The organism is Haloferula chungangensis, from assembly GCF_042664875.1.
In the GTDB taxonomy this organism is placed as follows: domain Bacteria; phylum Verrucomicrobiota; class Verrucomicrobiia; order Verrucomicrobiales; family Akkermansiaceae; genus Haloferula; species Haloferula chungangensis.
Genome location: NZ_JBHTBS010000005.1, coordinates 155,225 through 176,447 on the forward strand (window position 1 = coordinate 155,225; position 21,223 = coordinate 176,447).

General features: G+C 59.5%; 13 protein-coding genes. 3 read left to right on the top strand and 10 right to left on the bottom strand.

The window, feature by feature from the left end; all coding sequences use genetic code 11:
- Positions 1–151: 151 nt before the first annotated feature.
- Both ACFQY0_RS11485 and ACFQY0_RS11490 read right to left on the bottom strand, forming a co-directional pair.
- Complete coding sequence (locus ACFQY0_RS11485; protein WP_379712448.1) at positions 152–1,027, bottom strand: DUF4437 domain-containing protein; 876 nt, start codon at positions 1,025–1,027, stop codon at positions 152–154.
- A 19-nt stretch (positions 1,028–1,046) separates the two neighbouring features.
- On the bottom strand, positions 1,047–2,033 hold the full coding sequence (locus ACFQY0_RS11490; RefSeq protein WP_379712450.1) for a zinc-dependent alcohol dehydrogenase family protein: 987 nt from the start codon (positions 2,031–2,033) through the stop codon (positions 1,047–1,049).
- A gap of 117 nt (positions 2,034–2,150) precedes the next feature.
- Between ACFQY0_RS11490 and ACFQY0_RS11495 the strand changes: the two genes are divergently transcribed.
- Positions 2,151–3,104 (top strand): LysR family transcriptional regulator, encoded by a 954-nt coding sequence (locus ACFQY0_RS11495; RefSeq protein ID WP_379712452.1) that lies wholly within the window; start codon positions 2,151–2,153, stop codon positions 3,102–3,104.
- A gap of 19 nt (positions 3,105–3,123) precedes the next feature.
- Here the strand turns inward: ACFQY0_RS11495 and ACFQY0_RS11500 are convergent, their stop codons facing one another.
- On the bottom strand, positions 3,124–4,494 hold the full coding sequence (locus ACFQY0_RS11500) for an alkyl sulfatase dimerization domain-containing protein (protein ID WP_379712454.1): 1,371 nt from the start codon (positions 4,492–4,494) through the stop codon (positions 3,124–3,126).
- Positions 4,495–4,625: 131 nt separating this feature from the next.
- On the opposite strand from ACFQY0_RS11500, the gene ACFQY0_RS11505 reads away from it, so the two are divergent.
- Both ACFQY0_RS11505 and ACFQY0_RS11510 read left to right on the top strand, forming a co-directional pair.
- The gene (locus ACFQY0_RS11505) at positions 4,626–5,228 is read left to right on the top strand and encodes a TetR/AcrR family transcriptional regulator (RefSeq protein ID WP_379712456.1); all 603 of its coding nucleotides are present in this window, start codon (positions 4,626–4,628) and stop codon (positions 5,226–5,228) included.
- Positions 5,229–5,552: 324 nt separating this feature from the next.
- Entirely contained in the window at positions 5,553–7,661 is a 2,109-nt protein-coding gene (locus ACFQY0_RS11510) for a glycoside hydrolase family 172 protein (RefSeq protein WP_417398464.1), read from the top strand.
- A 15-nt stretch (positions 7,662–7,676) separates the two neighbouring features.
- Here ACFQY0_RS11510 and ACFQY0_RS11515 read toward each other — a convergent pair whose 3' ends face one another.
- The 7 genes from ACFQY0_RS11515 to ACFQY0_RS11545 form a co-directional block, all read right to left on the bottom strand.
- Positions 7,677–8,330, bottom strand: a complete 654-nt coding sequence (locus ACFQY0_RS11515) for a response regulator (protein ID WP_379712458.1) — start codon at positions 8,328–8,330, stop codon at positions 7,677–7,679.
- Positions 8,323–10,335 (bottom strand): sensor histidine kinase, encoded by a 2,013-nt coding sequence (locus ACFQY0_RS11520; RefSeq protein ID WP_379712460.1) that lies wholly within the window; start codon positions 10,333–10,335, stop codon positions 8,323–8,325. Before ACFQY0_RS11520 ends, ACFQY0_RS11515 begins: the two co-directional genes overlap by 8 nt.
- A 124-nt stretch (positions 10,336–10,459) precedes the next feature.
- Complete coding sequence (locus ACFQY0_RS11525) at positions 10,460–11,791, bottom strand: NTP/NDP exchange transporter (RefSeq protein ID WP_379712462.1); 1,332 nt, start codon at positions 11,789–11,791, stop codon at positions 10,460–10,462.
- A gap of 30 nt (positions 11,792–11,821) precedes the next feature.
- A complete protein-coding gene (locus ACFQY0_RS11530; RefSeq protein WP_379712464.1) occupies positions 11,822–12,580 on the bottom strand; it encodes an SDR family oxidoreductase in 759 nt (252 codons plus the stop codon).
- A 110-nt stretch (positions 12,581–12,690) separates the two neighbouring features.
- On the bottom strand, positions 12,691–17,301 hold the full coding sequence (locus tag ACFQY0_RS11535) for a PQQ-dependent sugar dehydrogenase (protein ID WP_379712466.1): 4,611 nt from the start codon (positions 17,299–17,301) through the stop codon (positions 12,691–12,693).
- A 129-nt stretch (positions 17,302–17,430) separates the two neighbouring features.
- Positions 17,431–18,093 carry a PEP-CTERM sorting domain-containing protein gene (locus ACFQY0_RS11540; protein ID WP_379712468.1) on the bottom strand — a complete coding sequence of 221 codons (663 nt, stop codon included), beginning with the start codon at positions 18,091–18,093 and terminating at the stop codon, positions 17,431–17,433.
- A 156-nt stretch (positions 18,094–18,249) separates the two neighbouring features.
- On the bottom strand, positions 18,250–20,844 hold the full coding sequence (locus ACFQY0_RS11545; RefSeq protein WP_379712470.1) for an immunoglobulin domain-containing protein: 2,595 nt from the start codon (positions 20,842–20,844) through the stop codon (positions 18,250–18,252).
- Positions 20,845–21,223 lie beyond the last annotated feature (379 nt).

Sequence of the window (21,223 nt, forward strand, 5' to 3'; positions counted from 1 at the left end):
TTCGGGGGGAACCCGATTGATCCGGGAAAGTTGCTCGGTGCTTGCTGAGTCTGTTAGATGGTTGCATTGAAAACCATCGAGGCGCTTGATAGGAGTGACTCAGGTTTGCGCAGCCGGTCGTCAGACGGTTTCTCATCGAAGTCTCATGGGCCTACATCGCGCGCGGCGACGGGATCAGGTGATATTTTCCATTCGTCCGGACATACAGAATGCTTTCCTCCTCAGGGCTCGAATCAAGCTGGTGGAGCGTTTTTCCCTCGGCGCTGAAATGGCTTCCGGGGTCGAGGGTCTTGGGTTCCTGGACGCTGGGATGGCGGTAGTCGAGTTGTCCTTGAATCACGACCGCACGGAAGCTTTCGCCGTCGCTCCTGATGCTGCCTTTAAAGCCTGCGGGCAATTTGATGAAAGTCCCGTTCAACTCGCCAGCCTCTGTCTTTCCCCAGAGGAAGGCGATTTTCGGGGCATCTGCGTCGCCCGGATTCTCCCCCGAATCGACCCAGGTGAGGTCGGACTTTCCGAGCCAGACGATGTTGGATTGGTCCACGTTGACCGGACGTTCTCCGCTATCGAATGCCTCATCTTCCGGAAGAACGTGGTAGGGGCCCTCTTCGATTTCGATGTAGGCGAGGGAGCCTTTTCCCGTGGCGGCGGTGATGTGCACATGGCCTTTGGGTTGGGTCCAGAAGGAGCCTGGCGGCATCCACATGTTGGCGGCGTCGGGATCATCGTTGTGAATGGCTCCGCGAATCACAATGCCGCGGTAGGAGACGTTGTGAATGTGCGGCGGGGATTCAAAGCCATCGCTGGGCTTGAGGAGGAATCCGGTGGCTCCGGCGGCGTTGCGGTCACCCCAAAGCGTTCCAGCCATAGGAGCCAGGGCACCGCGTTTGGGATTGAGAAAGGTCCAGTCGACTTCGGAGGCCAGCGTGACCTGGACGTTGCTATCCTTTCCTGCATGGGGCTGGGTTTCCGCGATGGCGGCGCTGAAGAAAAGGACCGCGCTAATCGCTGTTAGATAGTATTTCATGGCTGGTGTTTGGTGATGATTAGTTCTCAATCACAACTTTCCCCATGCCTTGTCCGCTTTCCAGACGGGCATGGGCTTCACTGGCCTGCTCAAGGGAATAGCGGTTCTCATCGAGCACGGGTTTCAGGGCACCGGCTTCGGCAATCTTCGTCAGCTCGGCCAGGATTTTCGCGTGTTGCTCTCGTTTGAAGTCGTGAAGCATGGGGATCAGCATGAAGACGACGTGCAGGGAGAGTCCCTTGAAGTGCGCGGGCGTCAGATCGAGCTCGCACATCGACACCGTGGTGGCGACCTGGCCATTGAGCGCTGCGGCCTCGAAGGAATTCGTGAGGTTCGCTCCGCCAACGGAGTCGAACACGAGCTCAAATCCCGCGCCGTCCGTGTGTTTGTCGACGTACTGCTCCACCGACTCCGTCTTGTAGTTGATCGGAGTGGCTCCCAGTTCGCGGATCAGTTCCAGTTGTTTCCCGCCGCCGCCAGTCGAGTAGACGTCGGCACCGAAGTGCTTGGCCAGCTGGATCGCGACATGACCGACGCCGCCGGATCCGCCGTGAACGAGCACCTGTTGGCCGGCCTCGATGTTCGCACGGATGAGACCTTCGTAGGCGGTGATCGCGACCAAAGGCAGCGCCGCCGCTTCGCGCATCGACAGGTTCTTGGCCTTATGAGCGATCAGCTTCGAGTCGGCGACGATGTACTCGGCGAGCGTGCCGGGGAGATCCGCGAGACCACCGGCGCAGCCGTAAACTTCATCACCCACGGCATAGCCCTCGACGCCCTCGCCGATGGCTTCGACCGTGCCGGCAAAGTCCATGCCGAGAAGAGCTGGGGTTGCGGGAGATAGGGGCAGTTCTTCGCCCATGTTGCGGATCATGGTGTCGACCGTGTTGACGCTCGAGGCGGCGATCTTGACCAGGACGTGTCCGGCTTTGACGGCTGGCTTTTCGATTTCGGTGGCTTCGAACTTCGAGTCCGGGCCGTAGCTGTTGAGGATCATTGCTTTCATGGTGGTATTCTCGTTGGGAGTTGCTGGGTGAAAGTCTCGCCCTTGGACGGGCTGCGTTTCATGGATCAGACTATTCGGTCTGGACAATTTGTGAAACGAGTTGTTGAAATCGAATTAATGAGCAAAGCGAATAGATCACCCTTCAAGCTGGATACCGATCTTCTCAGCCTTCGGACGCTGGTCGCGGTGGTGGAAGAGGGGGGATTTTCCGCAGCGGCGAATCGGGTGCATCGCACGCAGTCGGCCATCAGCCTGCAGATCGCGAAGCTTGAGGAGCGTCTCAATACGAAGTTGCTGGAACGGACGAGCCGGTCGCTGAGTCTGACGCCAGCGGGCGAGACCTTCCTCAGCTACGCCCGGCGGATTCTGGAGTTGGCGGATGAGTCGATGCTCGCGCTCAGCGCGCCGGAAGAGGGATCTTTGTTGCGGGTCGGGTTCGCCGAGTACCTCGCGCCGCAGCATTTGCACTCGGTGCTCGCCCGCTTTCGCCGGGCGCATCCGAATTGTGAGCTGCGTCTAGTACTCGGTCTGGGCGGCGAGATGTTAGATGCCCTCGATCGGGGTGAACTCGATGTGGTGTTTTCCGGCCCGGACCGCGATGGCGGACAAGTGCTTTGGCAAGAGCCTCTCGTCTGGACCGGCCACGACAAATTCGGTGACGACGACGAGATCGAGCTCCTGCTTTTTCCCGCTCCCTGCATCTATCGGAAGATCGCCTTCGACGCTCTAACAAAAGCAGGCAGAACCTGGAAAGTCGCACTCAATGCCAACTCGACCCAGGCGATCCAGTCGGCGGTGCGGGCTGGAATGGGGATCGGAATCCTGCCGGCTTCGTCGGTGCTGGATGACATGCCGGTGATTGAAGCCGGCATGCCGAAGTTATCGAATACTTACTTGGTGAGCTACACCGCTCCGGACCTTTCCAACCCCTACGCCAGCCGCTTCACCGATTTCCTTCTCGCCTGCATCGAGGACAGTTTGGGGAAATCCATCATCTTTCTGGACCGTGGAAAGGCCGAGGTTTCCGGAAAGCCGGGCAGGCGGAAGACACGGAGTCAGGAGAAGGCGTGAAGCCCGTTAGCGACGGCGACTACTTTTGAGTTTCGACTTCCTTCCGCAGCTCTTGAGCTACGGTAAAATAGTAGTTCCGTCCGGTGGCTGTGAGGAGTTCTTCCGCGAGGGCGCTGAGGGCGTCAGCCTTGATGAGTTTCGGTTCGTCGGCTTCCGGATCGAGGGCGATCAATTGGTCGCTGAGCTGCGCGGCCCATTGGGCGTCGTTGTTCTTGAGGGCCAGACGGGCCTGGACCAGCAGAGCTTCTTTGCCGCCGGCCAGTTTGGCCATGCGTTCGGCTTCATCCTTCGGTGAGAGCGGGAAGAGGTTGGTGGGGTTGCCATCGAACCACCCGAGATACCCTTGGAAGATAGCGCGCACGGCCCATTCGACATTGCCGTAGTATTCCCCCAGGTAGTCCTTCTCGGCGAGCTTGGCGGGAAGTTTCACGTAGTCGACCAGTTCGTCGGGAGTCATTCCCTGGTTCATCCCTTCGATGGTCTTGTCGAAGACAAAGCGGATGGCGTCGCGGTAGTCGGTAAGCGCCTGCTTCACGTTCTCCGCTCCCACAATCGGACGGGTATGACCGGGGACGAGGGCTTCCGCGCCTTCCTGAAGCATGGCGTCGTTGGCATCGGCCCAACTGCGGATATCGCGATAGGCGGTTCCGCGGATGGCGTAGGCATTCGGCCAGGATTTGTAGAAGTTGTCTCCGCTGAAGAGCACCTTCTTCTCCGGCAGCCAGACATAGAGGGCGTCATCGGTCTCTCCGCTGACGGCGACGAGTTCGACCTTAACTCCCGCAATGGTGAGTTTCTCGCGACCGCTTTCGAAAGTGCGGGTAGGCATGACTTCGGAAGTTTTCCCGAAGCGGACTTGATGGTTGTCCGGCACGGCGGGGGCGACGCCATTGTTGATCTTCTTGTCGGCCGGCAGCAGGGCTCCGGCCTGGCGCGAACCGCGTGGTCGATGGATGGTCAGGCCCGCTCCGCTGAAGGTGCCGCTTTCCGAGCCGAAGTTCTCGCGGGCCCAAACATCCACATCCTCACCCTCGGCCGCAAAAATGCTGGCTCCGCCGATGTGGTCCCCGTGGCTGTGGGTGAAAATGATCGCCTTCACTGGCTTGTCGGTGAGCTTTCGGAATTCCGCGAGTGCCTCTTTTGCCGCGCCGGGTGTCTGGCCGGTGTCGACGATGATGATGCCGTCGTCGCCTTCGATCATATTGATGGTCGAGGCGCGATAACCAACCGCGCTGTAAACGCCATCGGCGACTTTCACCGCTTCCTTGCGGAACTCGGCATTGCGTTCGATGAGACGCCGGGTGGCCTCGGATTCCGCGGAGCTGATCGAGGAAAAGGCGAGGGGCGCGAGAAGCAGAAACGACAAACGGAAGAGAGAATGTGTCTTCATGGCGATTACCCTGCGCCCCGATCAGAAGCTTGGCAAGAAGAAATTCAAATGCCATTTGAAAAACGGTTTGAATTGCGATTTGACGAAGGTGCGTCGGTGCTCAATGATGGGTCAACGACCGCCTGCAAACCATGAGTCACCCCACCAAAGCCCGCCTCTTGGAAGCCGCGAAGGAAGTGTTCATCGAGCACGGTTACGAAGGTGCCACCGTGCAAATGATCGCAGCAGCCGCCGGCGCGAACATTGCCGCGATCAACTATCATTATGGAAGCAAGGCGGATCTCTACGCCAAATATGTCGTCGAACATCTTGAGGCCATCATGGGGCGCATGCCTCGGCTGAGTGACGATCCCTCGGATCCGGAGGGCCAGCTGCGCAAGTTTGTCGTCTGGTTTTTCGAGCGCTATCATCCCGAGTCCCCGCTGCGGCGTATCAATCAGGACATGGTCGCGATGAAGAGTGGATTCATCGATTCGATTCTGGAAAAGGTCATCAAACCCGAGTTCCAGAACAGCCGCGAGCTGGTCACCGCCCTGCTCCCACCGGACACTGCTGAGCTCACGATTCGGTGCTGGATCAAGTGCATCATTTCACTCTGCACCGGCCCGATTCACGGCGCGCACCTCTATCCGACAGTCTTCCCGGGGACGGTTTTCGATGAGGATGAAATCAGGGCCCAGGCCGAGCATGTCGCGCAGTTCCTCCTCGATGGACTGGCAGCGGCCTGGTCTTGAGCCGGGGCATGTGGCGACGAGAGAGTTTGAGTGGTGCGGGGACATGGAGAAGGACTTATTATGTCGTTTGCTCGCGGTCTGGAGGCGCTTGTTGGGTGGTGGGGGTGATTTGGCGGGGAGAGAGGCGCTTGCTGGGGGACACAGGCGGGACGCCTGTGCTCCTTGGGTCAATTGCCGTTCCAGGTCAGGATATCGCTCTTGGAGAGCTCCGATTGGACGGCGGTGATCAGGTCTTTGATGGAGGCGTCGGATGCCTTTGTCCTCCTAAAAGAGGACTGATTTCTCGCTGGGCGAGCCCCCACACGGAAGGTGATGATTCGCAGCATGAAGTTGACAAGAATTGTGATCGCCTTGGGTGCTGGAGTCCTCGGGGCTCTGCCCATCGTCGGGTCGGCTGCGGAAGAGGTTTCGATCTCCTCCTTGCTGCGGGAAATGCTCGACCGGGATCAGGTCGCGCGATTCCCCACGCAGGATTTCCGCCTGAAGCAGGACAGCAGCTACAACCGTGTCTCGGTCGCGCCGGAGCCGCCGAAGAACGAGCCGACCGGTTGGTTCGCCAACAACGACTACAACACCAAACCCGAACACGGGAGGTTCATCCGCATCGAGAAAAATCAGGGGCGCGAGGAATTCGTCCTGATGGAGGACGAGGGACCGGGGGCGATCGTCCGCACCTGGATGCCCTGGCGCAAGCAGACCAGTGGCACGACCAACGCGATTCTCCGCATCTACGTCGATGGTCATCCGGAGCCGGTGATCGAAGGCAATCAGTTCGAACTCTTCCAAGGCAAAGGCCTGGTTCCCTTTCCTCTCGCCCACGAATCCCTGCGCTCGGCGGTTTCCTTTTTTCCGATCCCTTATGCAAAAGGCTGCAAGGTCACGGTTTCCGAGTGTCCCTTCTTTTTCCAGTTCACCTATCGCGAGTACGACGACGAGGTCCCGGTGAAAAGTTTCACCATGGACGACTTCGAAGCCGCCAGGCCACTGATCGACGAGACTTGCAAAAGCCTCCTCAATCCTCAGGACGCGACTGAGGGAAAGACCTTCGAGCTCTTCGGTACTCTCGCCCCGAATGAGGAGCGGAAGGTCTCTATGGCGGAGGGCGTGGCGGCGGTGCGGGCACTCAGCGTCAAGCTCGCCGATTACTCCGACCCGGAGATCACCCGCAAGGTCGTCCTCAAGATGAGCTTCGACGGTAAGGAGACCGTGTGGTGCCCGATTGGTGACTTCTTCGGCTGCGGCATCGGCCTCAATCCGATGCAGGGCTGGTTCCGCACCGTCGCTGAGGACGGCACGATGCGCAGTCGCTGGGTGATGCCCTATCAGAAGAATGCTACGATGAGCATTCTGAACCTCAGTGAGAAACCCGTGGATGTGGAGGCGCGGGCCATCACCGGCGAATGGACCTGGAGTTCCGAATCCCTCTATTTCCACGCCCAGTGGCGTGGCCAGTATCCGGTTCCCACTCGACCCTTCTCCGACTGGAACTACGTCACCATCAAGGGCCGCGGCGTTTATGTCGGCGACACCCTGACCATCATGAATCCCGTCGAGAAATGGTGGGGCGAGGGTGACGAGCGGATCTACATCGATGGCGAGGACTTCCCCTCGATCTTCGGCACCGGCACCGAGGACTACTACGCTTACTCCTGGGGCGGCCGCAGCACCGACTTCTACGAACATCCCTTCCACGCCCAACCCTTCTGCCACAAATACAACAAGCTGAACCGCAAGACCGATTCGAACGAGCGGAACACCATGGGCTTCAGCGTGGAAACCCGCAGCCGCGCGCTCGACACGATGCCCTTTGGCAGCTCGCTGCAGTTGGACATGGAAGTCTGGTCCGGGTCGGACTGCGAGATGGGCTATCAGGTCGGTGTCTACTGGTATGGCGATGCCGAAACCACCTCGAACCGGAAGCCCGAACCGAGCGAGATCCCGAACGTTCCCGAGCTGCCCGCAGCGCTGACCCATCCCGAGACCGCGACAAAGGGCCAGGCCTTCGACGACGCGGTGGGTTTCGAAAAACTGAAAGTCCTTTCCAAGCCGGAGGGCTCGAAACCTGAGCTCATGAGCAAGGGGCCGGCCAACAAGCAGCTTCATGACCAGAACCTCCTCCTGATCCGCGGCGCCAAGGTGGGCGACGCCATCGAATTCGAGCTGCCCTCCCAGCTTCCCTCGGCCGAGCGCCTGACGCTGCAAGCCGTCCAAAGCTTTGACCTCGGCGTGGTCCAATTCTCCGTCAACGGCAAGCCATCAAAGAAGGTCGATCTCTTCTCCCCGAAGCCACGAGCAAGCGGGCCGATTATCTTGGGAGACTTCGAGGGGGTCGACGGCGTCCACACTATCCGCGTGGAAGTCGTCGGCAAGAACCCCAAGTCCAGGGACACCTTCATCGCCTTGGACTGCATTCTCAGCGGCTCGGCGGAGTGAGCGATTCGTCCCCCGCTATTCGAGGATGCCGCAGCGATAGCCCTTGCTGATTGCCGCCGGAGCGTTGGGGACGTCCAGCTTGCGGTAGATCCGGTTGATGTGGGTCACCACGGTCGAAACGCTCACGCCGAACTCGTGGGCGATCTGCTTTCTCGAAAGCCCTTCCGCCATCAGGGCCAAGGTCGCCAGCTCCCTATCCGATAGCCGGTGGTCGACCTTTTCATTCTTCGGCTGCTTCTTGAGTTTTTCGATGATGTACTTCGACACCCCGGTATCGAGGACGTTGCCTCCCGAGGCGATGTTGCGAACCGCCGCACGGATCTCCTCCGAGGTCGCCGATTTCAGGAGGTAGCCCATGGCACCCCGTGACAGGGCCTGAATCACGTCGTCCTCCTTGTCGGACTGGGTCAGCATCAAGATCGGAACCTCCTCGATGCCACCAATGAAGTGCGGAATCGCCTCCAGCCCGCTCATTCCGGGCAGGGAGATGTCGAGGATGATGGCATCGGGGACGAATCGATGCAGCTTGTTGAGGCTGCGCAGCGCGGCTTCGGCGGTGCCGAAGCTCATGACCTTGTCGATGGCGGGATCCTCGTTCAAAGCGAGTTCGACCACGCGGGTGAAGGCCCTGCTGTCCTCGACCAGCATGATTTTGAGTGTTCTATCCATGGATGAATCCGAATCTCCGGGTTTTCAATGTCAGTGATACGCTGGTCCCTCCGCCTGCCTCCGATCCCACATCCAGCTTGGCTCGCAACAACCTTGCCCGCCGCTTGAGCGAGGAGGAAATCCCGCCGTCGCTTCCCTCACCGTTGTCTCTGACGTGAAGGGAGGCCTGCCTGGCGTCTGCCATGACCTCAATTTCGACCCGCGTCGCATGGGAGTGGCGGATCACGTTGGTCAGGCATTCCTTGAAGAACAACAGCAGGTCAATCCGCCTCCGGGGAGCGAGCAACTTCAGGTTCTCGCCTCCATCCACCCTGAACACGTGCTCGAAGTCCCGCAACAGTCGTTCCGCGGAGCGCCTCAGCTCCGCTTCCAGATCTTCGCAAAGACCCTTGGCCTCGACCATGCTGGTGCAGTGCCGGGTGGCCTCAGAGGTCTCCTGCGAAATCACCCGAACCTCGTCTAACAAGTCCTCCGCGTCTTCCCCTGACTTCAGTCTTCCCCTAACGATGTCGCTCAGGATGGCTATGGCATGGAGATTCGCGCCGACCTCGTCGTGTAGGTCGGCGACGAAGCGCTTTTTGATCCGGGTGACCTGCCTCATTCTCGCGATCCGGCCCATCAAGACCGCGATCACCAGGCCGGCTGCCAACACACCCGCCAGCCACGCCACCAGAGTCAGCGTATTACTCTGCTTTCGGTAGCGGTCGAGCAGCGCGCGGGACACGGCCGGCCTGAGGAGCGACAGATCGTGTCGCCTTGCCAGCTGCTCCATCCACTCGCGCAACGGCAGGATGTTTCCGAAATGATTCCGGCCATCGGTCAGGTTTCCCAGATCACCATCCGTGAAATTCATCTCCCCGCGCAGCTCCGGAAGCACCCCTTCGGCAACATTTTCTCCGGCGGCAAGTATCTCGATTTCGGTGAAGCCGACACAGCGGTGTTGCTCCTTCGCTTCAGGAGCCTTGTAGCCATCCGTCACCGTGAACCTGACATAGCGACACGGCGAGCGGGGGAAACGCAACACGATGACCGGCCCCGACTCGTAGATGGTGTTCCTTTTGAAATCCACCAGCTCGACAGCATCCGAAAAGTCCGGACGGCTCGCGCCTTCAACCCGCATCGACCGTGGCAGGCCGTAATCCGCATGCCGGACCTGAGGCACGCTTTCACTGAAATCGGGCGCATGCAGATGGATCTGATCCACGGCGTGGCTCTCGCCGAGATCGAAGACGAGGGACGGCACCTCGCCAGTGTAATAGAAAATCACACAGGACTGGCTCGGTGCGCCGTCCGCCGAATCGATGACATAGGGAGTGGCACCGTCGACAAGGGCTTCCCTGGAGTAGGAGCCTCCAACACGACTGCCGAACAGCGAGGACGCGCTGACCCTTCCGCGCAGGGCCACATTCCGCTTTCCGGAGAAGGCCATGACTTCCGCCAGCTGGAAGGCGTATGCGCCATCCAGAGCCCGCGGCGACAAGACCTTCGCTCGAATCTCGATCCAGGAGCAGGAAACCGGAGCGAGGGGAAGAACCAGCGGTGCGATCCGGGGAAGCAATTCGTCTGCGGGACCGAAGGAGGACACCACCGATTCGGATTCTCCGTTTCCCACCACGACATCGAACTCGACTGGAAAGGCATCGCCCGCCAAGCCCGTGTCCGGGTCCCGCCAGACGACGGGAACCAGCACAATCCGGTCAATCTCCGCCTCCTCAACAAAGTCGACGCGTAGCCACTCGAGGTGGTCGGCCTGTTTCCTCGGCTTCGAGCCCCAGCCGATGTTCCCGACACCGGCCCGCACGGTTGGATGGGCGAGCGTCGCCAGCTCCTCGTCGATCTCCTCGAGCTGTGCCTCGACCTCCTTCAGAGACATGCCGTCGAAATCGCAAGCCGCGGCAACGCCACACCAGCATGTCAGCAGCAACAGCCACTTCAAGTGACCTCCTCTTCGCCACGTGACCCGCCCTTCTCGCTGTGGGAAATCGGGAGTCTTGTCGGGTTTCATGAGGAAGGAAATCTGAGGCGCGCCCGCAGGCTCATGCCTCCATACATCAAGGCCTCGCCAATCTCGATTGCAAGCCTCGCTTGTCCTCCAAAAGAAGGACAAGCTACCCCTGCCGAAAGGTTGATCAGCCCGGGACCGTGACTTCCTCCCCCGACTCCTCGGTCACGGACTCCCTCGCATGATTCCGACCAAGCACGAACCCGATGGTGGCTAGCAGGAGGCAGACGAAGGCGGTCGCCAGCAGCAGGCCTGTCACCCCGAATCCCAGCTTGTCCGAGCAGAAGGCAACAATCCAGATCCAGAAGACATCTCCTCCGCGATAGACGGCGACATCGATGATCGGCTTGGTTCTGAATCGGGCCTCCTTGTCGACCGCGGTAAACAGGATCTCACGGCTGGGCCGGGTAACCGCATAGTTGCCCGCACGCCTGATGACCTGGAAGGCGAAGAACAGGAAGATCGCCGGGTTGAAACTCAGCGCGATCAGCAGGATCGCGAGGACGAAGGGAACGATTCCCAACGACACGGGAAGGCCGAACCTCCTCACCAAGCGGTTGGTGAAAAAGAAACCGATGAGAATCGTGAGGCTGTTCGTGACGAGCTCCACCACACTGAGAATCCTAGTCCGCTGTTCCTCGCTGTAGTCGGCAAGCCAATCGAGCTGGATGCCGTACAGGAACGCACTGATGCCCGTGAACACGAAGATGAAGGCCGCGATTCCAAGCAAGCGCTTGTGCGTGATGAATTCCTTGAAGCCCTTGAACGGATTCGGACTGAGCTTGACCTGGGAAAGGTCCTGCTTGCCGGCTTTGGTGGCCTCCTTGTTGAGCAGGCGGATGAGCGGGAGCGTGGCAAGCAGCACCACCGAGGTGATCAGAAGGATGTACTCGACCTTGTTTCCGATCGGGAAAAGCAACAGCAACGAAGGACCGAAAATCGCCCCGGCGCTCGCACCCGTGTTGATGAAGCTGAAGATCCGCTTGCTCTCTTCCTTCTTGTAGATCTGCGAAAGGAAGCTCCAGAAGACCGAGACGTGGAACAGGCTGAAGACACTGCTCCAGACATAGAAAACCTTGCCGAGAAATCCGTTCGTGATCCCCCACTTCAGAAACATCCGGCCGAGCGATGTGTCCGAGACCCCGATCTTGTAGGCGCAGAAAATCAGGAAAAAGGTCGCGGCGAAAAAGGCGAAGACTGCCGGGACGATGGCCTGTGGTGAAAACCTCGCGGACAGGAAGTTGTAGATCGAGACAGCGACCGTGGAGACCAGGAAGGTGATCGTCCACTGCTGCGCAGTACTCACGCTTCCCCAGTCACTCGGAAGGGCATCCCTCACCGGCTTCATGATGAAGTAAGAAGCCATCAACATGAAGATGAAGAGGAAGGACACCAGTGCTGCCCTCACCTCCGAAGGCTCGATCTGGGTCAGGCGGGTGAATAAAGGTTTGTCGTTCATGGATCGAATCGGGGAATGGCGTCCAATGGCTTACCATTCAAGTTCGGTGCCATCGTAGTACCAGAATCCACCGGAATGGGTCTGATCGAGTGAGGCGATGAACTTGATGATCTGCGAAACGCTCTCCTCCGGTTTCAATGGCGCGCCTTTTCCTCCCATGGCGGTCTGGTTCCGACCGGGAGCCAGCGAGATCACGACGAAGCCCTTCTCGTTCAACTGGCTGTGGAGATTGCGCGTCACCATGTTCACCGCCGTTTTGCTGATCGCATAGCCGGTCATATTCCCAGTGCCATCGGTGAGTCTCCCGGCGCGGGAGGAAACATTGATGACTTTTGGAGCGTCCGAGAGTTGGAGGTTCGGAGTCAGGGCTCGGGAGACGAACAGGGGGCCGAGGGTGTTGACAGAAAAGCTGAGGGTCAGGGCCTCCCGAGTCTGATCCCGGCTCAGGTAGCCCGCATTGTTGATCAGCACGTCGATCCGGCGACCCTTGAGCCCCTTCGCAAGATTGGCAATGTCCTCATCGTCGGTGACATCCAGTTTGACGACCTCGGCACCCGTCGCCTTAAGTTCCACCGCCTCATCAGGCTTGCGGGCGGTTCCGATCACCTGATGACCACCTGCCCGATACTGCTTCGCATACTCGAGTCCGAGTCCGCGGTTCGCTCCGGTAACCAGTATGGTCAGCTTTTCAGCCTTGTCCTCAGCGAAGGTCGAAGTCGTTAGGGAAACCAGGCAGATGAGTAGCAGTCGCAGTGTGACCGCCAAGCTATGGGATGTCTTTGTTTTCATGAATGGATGATGTTGAGGAAAGCCGAGGGGAAAGTGAAAGCCGCCTGCCTCATGCCGATGCGTTTGGTCCGGTGGCGGATCGCTTCCGATGAAAGGGGAGTCGCTTTCTTTCATTCCGATTTGCTGGATAGGCGCAGGAAACACCGGGCACTTGTCGTCGGGACCTTGACCCGTAATCGGGAAAGTGCCGGCCCTGAGCCGTTGTCCACGGGATCGCTTGAGATAATGACGAAGTCCGATCCCTGATTGAGACTCGTGAAGTTGAGATCAACTGATCCCTGCACGAAGTAGTCGGTGCCGATGGCTAGGTCGCTTCGAATCGCCCACTCGAACAGGTAGCCCTCGCTCCCGGAAGTACGATCGACGTCGTAGGGAGCAATCACGAGTCCACGGCTCGTGGGATCATTCGGATCGCTGTCCGCCCAGAATTCCAGTAGTTCAGCACTGCCGTCCTTGTCAGTGTCGCCGTTGGGATCGATCTTCGAAGAACCGAGATGGGTCAGGGCCCACTCGTCCTCGATGCCATCGCCCTGGCTGTCGTCGCCAGCGATGTCAGTGATATCGACGACCACATCGCTCGTCACCTCGCCCGGGTTCGGTGCGAAGCCATCGCTCGCCAGCACCACCAACGTCCGGCTTGTCGTTTCCTCGTAGTCGAGTCCATCCCGCACCACGGTGATCTCACCGGTTGACGGATCGATGTCGAAGTAGCCGCCGTCATTTCCGCCGATGATCGAGAAGGTCAAGGTGCCGCGCGAGGGATCATCGGGATCGCTGACCTGCGGACCGGAACCCACCGGACTCACCGCGGGGGCGTTCTCCACCACGGTGAAAGGTCCGGCGGTCGCATCCAGCGCCGGTTTGGCGTTGGCGTAGTGGTTGATCCAATCGGTGAGGAGGGCGACGCCTTCCTGATCGACGATGTCGGTCGCAAGTGGTGGCATCCTGTTGTAGCCGTTGGTGTGGGAAGTCAGGCTCAGGATCATCGACTTTGCGGTGTTTCCCGGAATCACGAGACGATCGGTCGGTTCGACGACCGAGAAGCCGACGCCCTCGCCGTGCAACAGCTTGGTCTGCTCGATCGTGAGTTGGGGTTCACCGCTCCAGGAGTTGGGGACCACACTGCTGCCTTCGTAGTGACAGTAGGAGCAGTTCACCGCCAGGTAGGATCTGGCCCGTTCTTCGAGATTCGCGGAGATGTCGTCCGAAGCGTGGTACTTCGGAAGGTTCTCGAAATCGTCAGGCAGACCGGTCGGTGAAGACAGGTAGCCCGACTCCTTGAGCAGTTTGATAAAGTTGTCGGTGTTTCCCGAAAGCGTGCCGTCGAGGTTGAGCTGTCGCGTATTGAAGCCGAGCATCACCTTGTTGTCGTTGGTATGGCAGGTCCGGCAATCGCCGCGCGAGGGGATCCGCCAGGTCTGGCGGTGATTGCTGCCGCCCTCGGTGATGGTGAGGTCGAAGTCCTCGCCTTCGCTGGCCACGAGGTCGGCCTCGGTGCCCGCCTCGTTCCATCGGTAGGAGACCCCGTAAAAATCCTTCTCTGTCTTGACCAGAAAGCGCGTCTCGAGGCGCTTCACCTTCGTCCCCGGGTTGTCCCGATTGAGGTCCATGTCGAAGTGCTTGATCCAGACAGCGCCGGCGGGCGCTTCCCAGAGTCCGTCCTGCGAGTAAGCGATGGTGTCGAGCAGGTCATCGACGGCGAAGAAGCGCGTTTTGTCGGCATGATCCGACCAGAATCGCAGATTGAGGTCGTAAGGATGGACGCCTGCGTTTGGTGTTAGATTCGCCAGATTGCTGAAGGCTCCCGTTTCCGTCAGCGTCTGGGGAAGGGAGGCGTCGTCAATGTTGAACTCCAGTCGGCGGATGATGCCGTCGCTATAGTCGAGCATCAGGATGCTGCCATCGGATGGGTCGCCAATCATCGCCGTGATACCTCCTTCGGTACCGAGACGCACGATGCTACTAACTCCATAGGACTTCGCCTGGAAGGCGCTCGACTCGGAAATGACTTTGGTCACCATACCGCTTTCATCAAGCCCCCAGTCGTTGCCGACCGCGACCCGCTGCACCAGCTGATGCGCGCTGTTGTCAGGTCGCTTGAAGTACCAGATGTCGCCCTTAGTGTAATCCGCGAAAACGAAGGCACCTGTCAGTTCCGCGATCGCCGTGCCCTGATAGAAGGTGCCGCCGATGATGGACTTCACGCCGCTGCCCGAGGTGTTGCCGGGTTTCTTGTATTCCAGCACGGGTTGGACGAAATCCACTCCGGCCGGAGGCTCCGACAAGGGCCCGGGGTACTGGGTAGTCCCCATTTGAAGCACTCCCGGATCCGTGCCCTCGAAATAGCCCCAGCCCGCGTTTCCACCCCTGGGCATGATGCTGATCTTCTCATAGCCGTGGGCACCGTCATCGGCGACCCACAGTTCTCCTGAATCGGGAACGAAGCCGATCTTCCATGGATTGCGGAAGCCGACGGCATACATTTCGGTCCTCACTTGCCATGGGTCGCTGGTGGGCGTGGCCTGGCCGTTGAAGGTCGTCACCCCGCGACCATCGCTGAAGTTGGGGTCGACGAAAGGATTGTCCGCGGGAACCGAATAGTAGGCCTTTCCCATGCCGTCGAGATGAACTCCGTCGGTGTTGGCCGGCTCGTGATTGCCCGGCTTCTTATCGACGTCGATGCGTAGGACCGAGGACCAGAAGCCATCGTCGATCCGCTGGGTGTTGGCCGGGCCGGTGAAATTTCCGTCGTCACCAACGGCAATGTAAAGGTAGCCGTCCGGCCCGAATGCCAGACGATTGATGCGGTGGATGTTCTGATTGCTGGGGTTCTCAAAGAGGACCAACTCGGTGGCCGCGTTGACTTGCGACAGGTTGGAGGCGTTGGCGGTGAAGCGCGAAACCCGCACGGTGTCGTTGCTGCCGTTTTCCCGATCATAGCCGACATAGAAATAGCGGTTGTTGGCGAAGTCCGGATGGAAGGCGACTCCGCGCAATCCGCAGAAAGTCTGGGTCCGGGTTTCCCCTGAGATGTCCAGGAACAGGGACTTGCTCGGCGTCGCCGCCGTCACGTCCTGGATCAACTGAATCCTCCCGGCTCGTTCCGTGATGACCAGGGCTTGGGGGTTCCCGGGAATCGTTTCCAGGCAGGTGCCCTGGGAAAAGCTGAGACCGGGGAAGGCATTCGGAAACTGCCATCCGCCGCTTGGTGGTTGCTCCGAAAAATTCAGGCTGCTGTTGGCCACCTTGGTGCCGTTGTTTGCGAGAATGTCGACCCTTCCGGTGTAAGTCGTGTCGCCGTCGCTATGGTCCACCGCATACTCGAAGCTGTCGGCGCCCTCCGTTCCTCCGTGGATGTAGCGAAGGGTGCCATTGGGCTGCCGCTCAGCCGTTCCAAGCGAGGGAAGGCTGGTGATTCGCAGCGTGCTTGGGGCGAGCGCGTTTCCGCCAGTTCCGACGAGGTCATTCGCGAGCACGTCGAGATCGGTGGTCGAAGCGGTCAGTACATTGAAGAAATCATCCACCACTCCAGGCAGTGAGCCGTCCACCACGATGCTCGCCTGCAAGGCGGTCTCGTCGCCACCGTAGTTGCCGTTGTTTCCGACAACGAAGCTGATGGTGTCGCCCTCCGCCACGGTGATTCCCGAAATATCGAAGATGCCACTCGGACTGCTGCCGTCCGCATAGAGCCTGCCAGCCGATCCGGTCGCGGAAAACAGGCTGGTCGAGTTATGATAAACGCTGACGGCAACAGAGTCATTCGCGCCGCCCTGCAAATCCCGGAAGCTACCGGAAACCGTCGCACTGGAGCCGCCTGCGAAATCGGTCGCCGAGATCGTATATCGCGCGATGATGAAAGCGTCGTCGCTGTTGTTGCCGGGTTGGATAAGCAGGTCGCTTCCCGCCACGCCGCCATGTCCGGCGCCGGTGTAGAGTTGATAGGGACTTCCGCTTCCCAGAATCGAGGCCGAATCCAGAGCGCCGCCGCCTCCGAACCCGACGTTTCCGGAATTGCCAACCGGCTGGTTCGCCGCCAGTGCCACTTCGCTGCCTCCCGATGCCGCGGTCGATTTGAAATACTGCCAACCGGCAGGCAGCGAATTCGGCCCGGTGTAGTCCGCTGCGGCATCCGCTACGGTGACCGGTCCCACCGGTGGTCCGGAGAGCTTGCGTAGCTGGTAGCCGGTCAAGCGGACACCCTCTCGACTCGAGATGATGACCAGATCCTGATTGGTCGAATCCGCGGTGAAGGTTCCGATCGCGTAATCATTGCCATTCAGGACACGGTCACCGGTGCCGCTCAGGGTCATGGTCCGCTGGGGATTGCTTCCGAATCCTCCGTCATCCGCATACCAGACCTGAACCCGGTAACTGGCGCCTGTTTCGACACTGAGCGGGATCGTCACGAAGGTCTCGGCATTCGGTGTGAAATCGAGGTCACCCAGAAACTCGTCGTAAGCCGCATCGCCTGTGACGAAGGCAAAGAAATCCCCGCTGTGGTCGCTCGTCAGGCTGTTGTTTTCAGTGAAATCGATGCCGGCAAGCGTCACCACGGAAGGCGCGCCGGTTCCCGCAAAGTTCTGTGCCGTGACCAGCGTTCCGCTGGTGTCGACCTCGCTGACGCTCGAGATATCGGAGCTCGTCCAATCAATCGTCGCCGCGTTCAAGGGAACGGCGAGTATGCATAGGGCCGAGAGTTTCGGAGAGCGCAGGGGTTTCATTTCAAAGAGTCGGGTTTGTCCGGGGAGGCGCCGGGACAATTTGATCCGCCTATCCGAGGGCAAAACGCCGCGATACCCGTGGGCACCGCGGCGAAGACTCGAAGTGGAATTCGAATTGCTGGAACTCGCTCAATCCCGGCGACGCCGGATCAGGCCAAGAACTCCGAGTCCTGACAGCAGAGCGATCGACGGCTCGGGAATGGAGGTATTTCGCAGCTGGAGTGCAGACATTCGCACACCGTTGTGGGTTGAGGAAACGATGAGGTCGATGCTCGTTGCATCGGCAGTGAAGGTGCCAGTAGCAAACTCTCCGCCGTTAATCACATTGTCGCCACTCTGTGTGCCTGTTCCAAGACTGATCGTCAGTTCACGGTCCGGGTTGGGGGCCTGCCAGTTGTCATCCGCATACCAGTACTGGAATGTATAGTTGTCGCCAATTGCCAGACCAGAAAAGGTCGTAACCGTCAGATCTCCCGTGCCGTTAGACTGGAAATCAATATTTGACAGCAATTGTTGGTAGTCGCCTGTTTCAGGCCCGGTCCAGGCGTCCCCTCCGAAGTTGCCCGACAACAGGTCTGAACCATCACCGTCGGATTGGAATTCGACGCCGTTGATTGTGAGTGGGTTTGTCACAGCCGTGGCGGAACCGTTGAGAGCCGTGTGCGTCACGCCAGTACTGACGACATCAGTGTCGCCTGAAATGGAAGCTACGCTCCAGGTGATTGTGGCAGCTCCAGCGTGGGCGGAGATGAGGCTCAATGCCAGAAGAACGCTAATCGAGGGGTTTTTCATAATAGGGGTTTTGGTTAGAGTTTGGGTTTGGGGTTTGGGTTCGTACCAACTGCGATAATGAGGGATCCGGAGCCTTGGCGTCTGTCCTCCTTTTCGAGGACAGACGCTCTCAGAGCCATTTGATCGATGATTGGGTGATGTTGGGTTCGATGCCGGTCATTTTTCCACCACGGCCATTCGGCCAAAGAGTTTGCCGTCGACGGCGAGGCTCTTGCTGAGGGTCACTGTGATCGTCTGAAGACCCGCCGAAGGCGTTCCCAGACTGACTTCCGGCGCCCCGGTATCGAGGGGGATGTCGCCGCCATCGCTGAAGGAGAGGTCGGTGCTGTATTGGAAGGTCTGGACTGTGTCCGTGGCGGATTCCACCCGGCGGGTAAGGCTGAAGACGAAATTGGCGCCCGAAACGTCCACGGCGGGCAAGTTCGGATTGTCCAGATCGGCCACGGTCGGATTTCCGTCGAAGACGTATTCGAGCAGGTTGACAATCCCATCCCGATCATCGTCTCCATCAGTGGAAGCATCGGAGATACCCGGGTAGCTTGAAATCCAGGTCACATAGCCCTCGGTAGGCGCACCCGCCGACAGGCTGATGGCTGCACGCAAGGCGGTCTCATCGCCACCGAAATTCCCATTGCTTCCCACCACGAAACTGAGCGTGTCGCCTGCAGAAACCGCGATGCCGGTCAGATCGAAGCTGCCGTCCACCTCTAAAAGTCGGCCTTCAGCACCCGTGGTGCTGAAGAGGTTCGTTCCATTGAGGTAGATCTCGGCCACAACCGAATTCCCGCCTCCTCCGGTCGTGCCACCGGAAAGATCACGGAAGGTTCCCGAAACCCTGGCGGTGGAACCGAAGCTCGTAATGTCGGCACCGTCGAAAGTGTAGCGGGCGATGACGTGGTCATTGGTCTCGGCACTTCCCGGGTGGAGCAGCAGGTCGACGCCGACGAGCGCGGCATGGCCCGGCGCGCTCGCATTGCCCTCCTGACCATCTGAGAAGATCTCGAAGTCCGCGCCTCCCTCGATAGACCCAAGAACCCCGGGCACGTCAAAGTTTCCTACGGCGTCAGCGTGTCCCGCGTTTCCACCGTTGCCGGTCACCGTCGAAGGAGTCAGAGCATACTCGGTTCCACCGCTTGCCTCATTGGAGGCAAGATAAACCCATTGGGCCGGCAAGTTCGCCGCATCGGCATAGTCGAATGCGGCATCGCCCACGACAGTCGAGGGAACCGCCACGACATCGACGGTCACCGTCACGGTCGTCGTGACGAAGCCATCACTCACATCGACATTGAATGTGTCATCGGTGGCCGTGCTGTCTGGGACCGGGAAGTAGGCGAGCTTGGAGCCATTGAATCGGATTGTCGCGCCGCCGACGCTGATCGCGTCGGCATTGGTGATGGTGAGTGGGTCCGCATCACCGTCGGTGGCCAGATCATCGACTTCCAGAGTGAGTGTCACATTCTGATTGGTCATCACATGCGGAGCGCTGGAAATCGGCGCATCATTCGTCCTCACCGTGATCGTGGCCGGGATGCTGAATACGTCACCGGCGCTGTTGCTCACATAACAGTCGTAAACCCCGGCGTCATCCAGGACCACCGAGGGGATGGTGAAGGTGTCGCTGTCCGCCCCGGGAATTTCGGCAAAATTCTTGGCCCACTGGTAGGTGAGGGGCGCGGTGCCCTCGGCAGTGACACTCAGGTTCAGGGTGTCTCCGACAGTCAGTGTCTGGGAGGCGGGATGGGTCGTCACGGTAGGCGCTTCGATACTGACCGTTATCGTGGCCGCGGCACTGGCATCCGACCCGAAGGCATTGGTGACCACGCAATCATAATCACCCGCGTCCGCCTCCCCGAGTGATGGAATGTTGAACGATGAACTCGTCGCTCCCATGATATCGACCATGCCCTTGCGCCACTGATAGGTGAATGGCGGCGTGCCGCTCACGTTGACGCTCAGGGCCAGGGCCTCGCCGACGAAGAGGTCCTGACTCACCGGGTCAGTCGTCACCGAGGGCGGCACGCTGACCGGAGCGGCCCCGATGTCGATCGAGGCCTGGAGTGCGGTTTCATCACTGGAGAAATTTCCATTCCTGAAAACCACGAAACTGACCGTGTCTCCTTCCGCAGCGAGAGTCTCCAGACTGAAGACACCGCTTGGAAGCGATCCGTCCGCATAGAGTCTGCTGAATTCGCCCGTCGCGGAGAATAACTCGGTTCCGTTCAGAAGTACCGAGGCGACAATCGAGTTGTTGCTGCCCGCATTATTCGCCCCCTGAAGATCCCTGAAGCTCCCTGTGATGGTGGCATAGTCGCCGTTGGTCATGTCGGCGGCGGAGAGCGTATAGCGGGCGATGATATACTCGGTAGCGGCGTTGTTGCCGGGGTGTAGCACGAGATCGGTGCCCACCACGCCCGCGTGACCGAAGCCACTGAAGAGCCCGAGATCGGTTCCCGTGCCCGCGATGCTTCCCAGCACGTTGGGTGTTCCCGAGCCGCCCGCCGTACTGCCGAATCCCCTGTTTCCGATATTGCCGACGGCGGAATCGGCGCTCAGAGCCACTTCGGTTCCTCCGGTGGCTGCGTTGGAGTAGACATATTCCCACCCGGACGGTGGTGCAGTGGGAGCGGTGCCTGCCCCGATGCCGGGAGCTGTCTGATAGTCAGCCGCCGCATTCGCGACTTCGACGGCTTGAGCTGAAGGGCAAATGACCCCTGCAATGAACAGGGAGAGGACGGGAATTGTTCTCATTTTCGGGCAGTGGGTTCTTGGGTTGGAGGGAAGGGTTGCTGGATGCGCCATGATCCTTCGAAAACAGCGATCGATCTGTTTTCAGGGTCGTAGAATTGGGAAGTCGGACTCGCATGGGTATCCTCCTTTTGGGGGACAATTTCGCTTCGGGAATCGAACTCATCCTGAAGACCGGGCTAGGAGTGATTGAATCACTGGAGGTCTGACATTGCCTCAAGCCAAAGCAGTCATGCCCATCTAGCTTGAACCTGCGGAACCTTCAGGTTCTTGGAAATGGACTTGAACAGGACGGGTCCGTGCGAGGGTTCAGATCGTTGTGGCGGCTGCCGGTGAGGACATGCCGACGGTCAAATCTGGAAGGCCAGTTGGGCCGGTTCGT

Coding starts and splice junctions, on each gene's coding strand:
- ACFQY0_RS11485 (WP_379712448.1), bottom strand. CDS start 1,027: ATGAAATACTATCTAACAGCGATTAGCGCGGTCCTTTTCTTCAGCGCC.
- ACFQY0_RS11490 (WP_379712450.1), bottom strand. CDS start 2,033: ATGAAAGCAATGATCCTCAACAGCTACGGCCCGGACTCGAAGTTCGAA.
- ACFQY0_RS11495 (WP_379712452.1), top strand. CDS start 2,151: ATGAGCAAAGCGAATAGATCACCCTTCAAGCTGGATACCGATCTTCTC.
- ACFQY0_RS11500 (WP_379712454.1), bottom strand. CDS start 4,494: ATGAAGACACATTCTCTCTTCCGTTTGTCGTTTCTGCTTCTCGCGCCC.
- ACFQY0_RS11505 (WP_379712456.1), top strand. CDS start 4,626: ATGAGTCACCCCACCAAAGCCCGCCTCTTGGAAGCCGCGAAGGAAGTG.
- ACFQY0_RS11510 (WP_417398464.1), top strand. CDS start 5,553: ATGAAGTTGACAAGAATTGTGATCGCCTTGGGTGCTGGAGTCCTCGGG.
- ACFQY0_RS11515 (WP_379712458.1), bottom strand. CDS start 8,330: ATGGATAGAACACTCAAAATCATGCTGGTCGAGGACAGCAGGGCCTTC.
- ACFQY0_RS11520 (WP_379712460.1), bottom strand. CDS start 10,335: ATGAAACCCGACAAGACTCCCGATTTCCCACAGCGAGAAGGGCGGGTC.
- ACFQY0_RS11525 (WP_379712462.1), bottom strand. CDS start 11,791: ATGAACGACAAACCTTTATTCACCCGCCTGACCCAGATCGAGCCTTCG.
- ACFQY0_RS11530 (WP_379712464.1), bottom strand. CDS start 12,580: ATGAAAACAAAGACATCCCATAGCTTGGCGGTCACACTGCGACTGCTA.
- ACFQY0_RS11535 (WP_379712466.1), bottom strand. CDS start 17,301: ATGAAACCCCTGCGCTCTCCGAAACTCTCGGCCCTATGCATACTCGCC.
- ACFQY0_RS11540 (WP_379712468.1), bottom strand. CDS start 18,093: ATGAAAAACCCCTCGATTAGCGTTCTTCTGGCATTGAGCCTCATCTCC.
- ACFQY0_RS11545 (WP_379712470.1), bottom strand. CDS start 20,844: ATGAGAACAATTCCCGTCCTCTCCCTGTTCATTGCAGGGGTCATTTGC.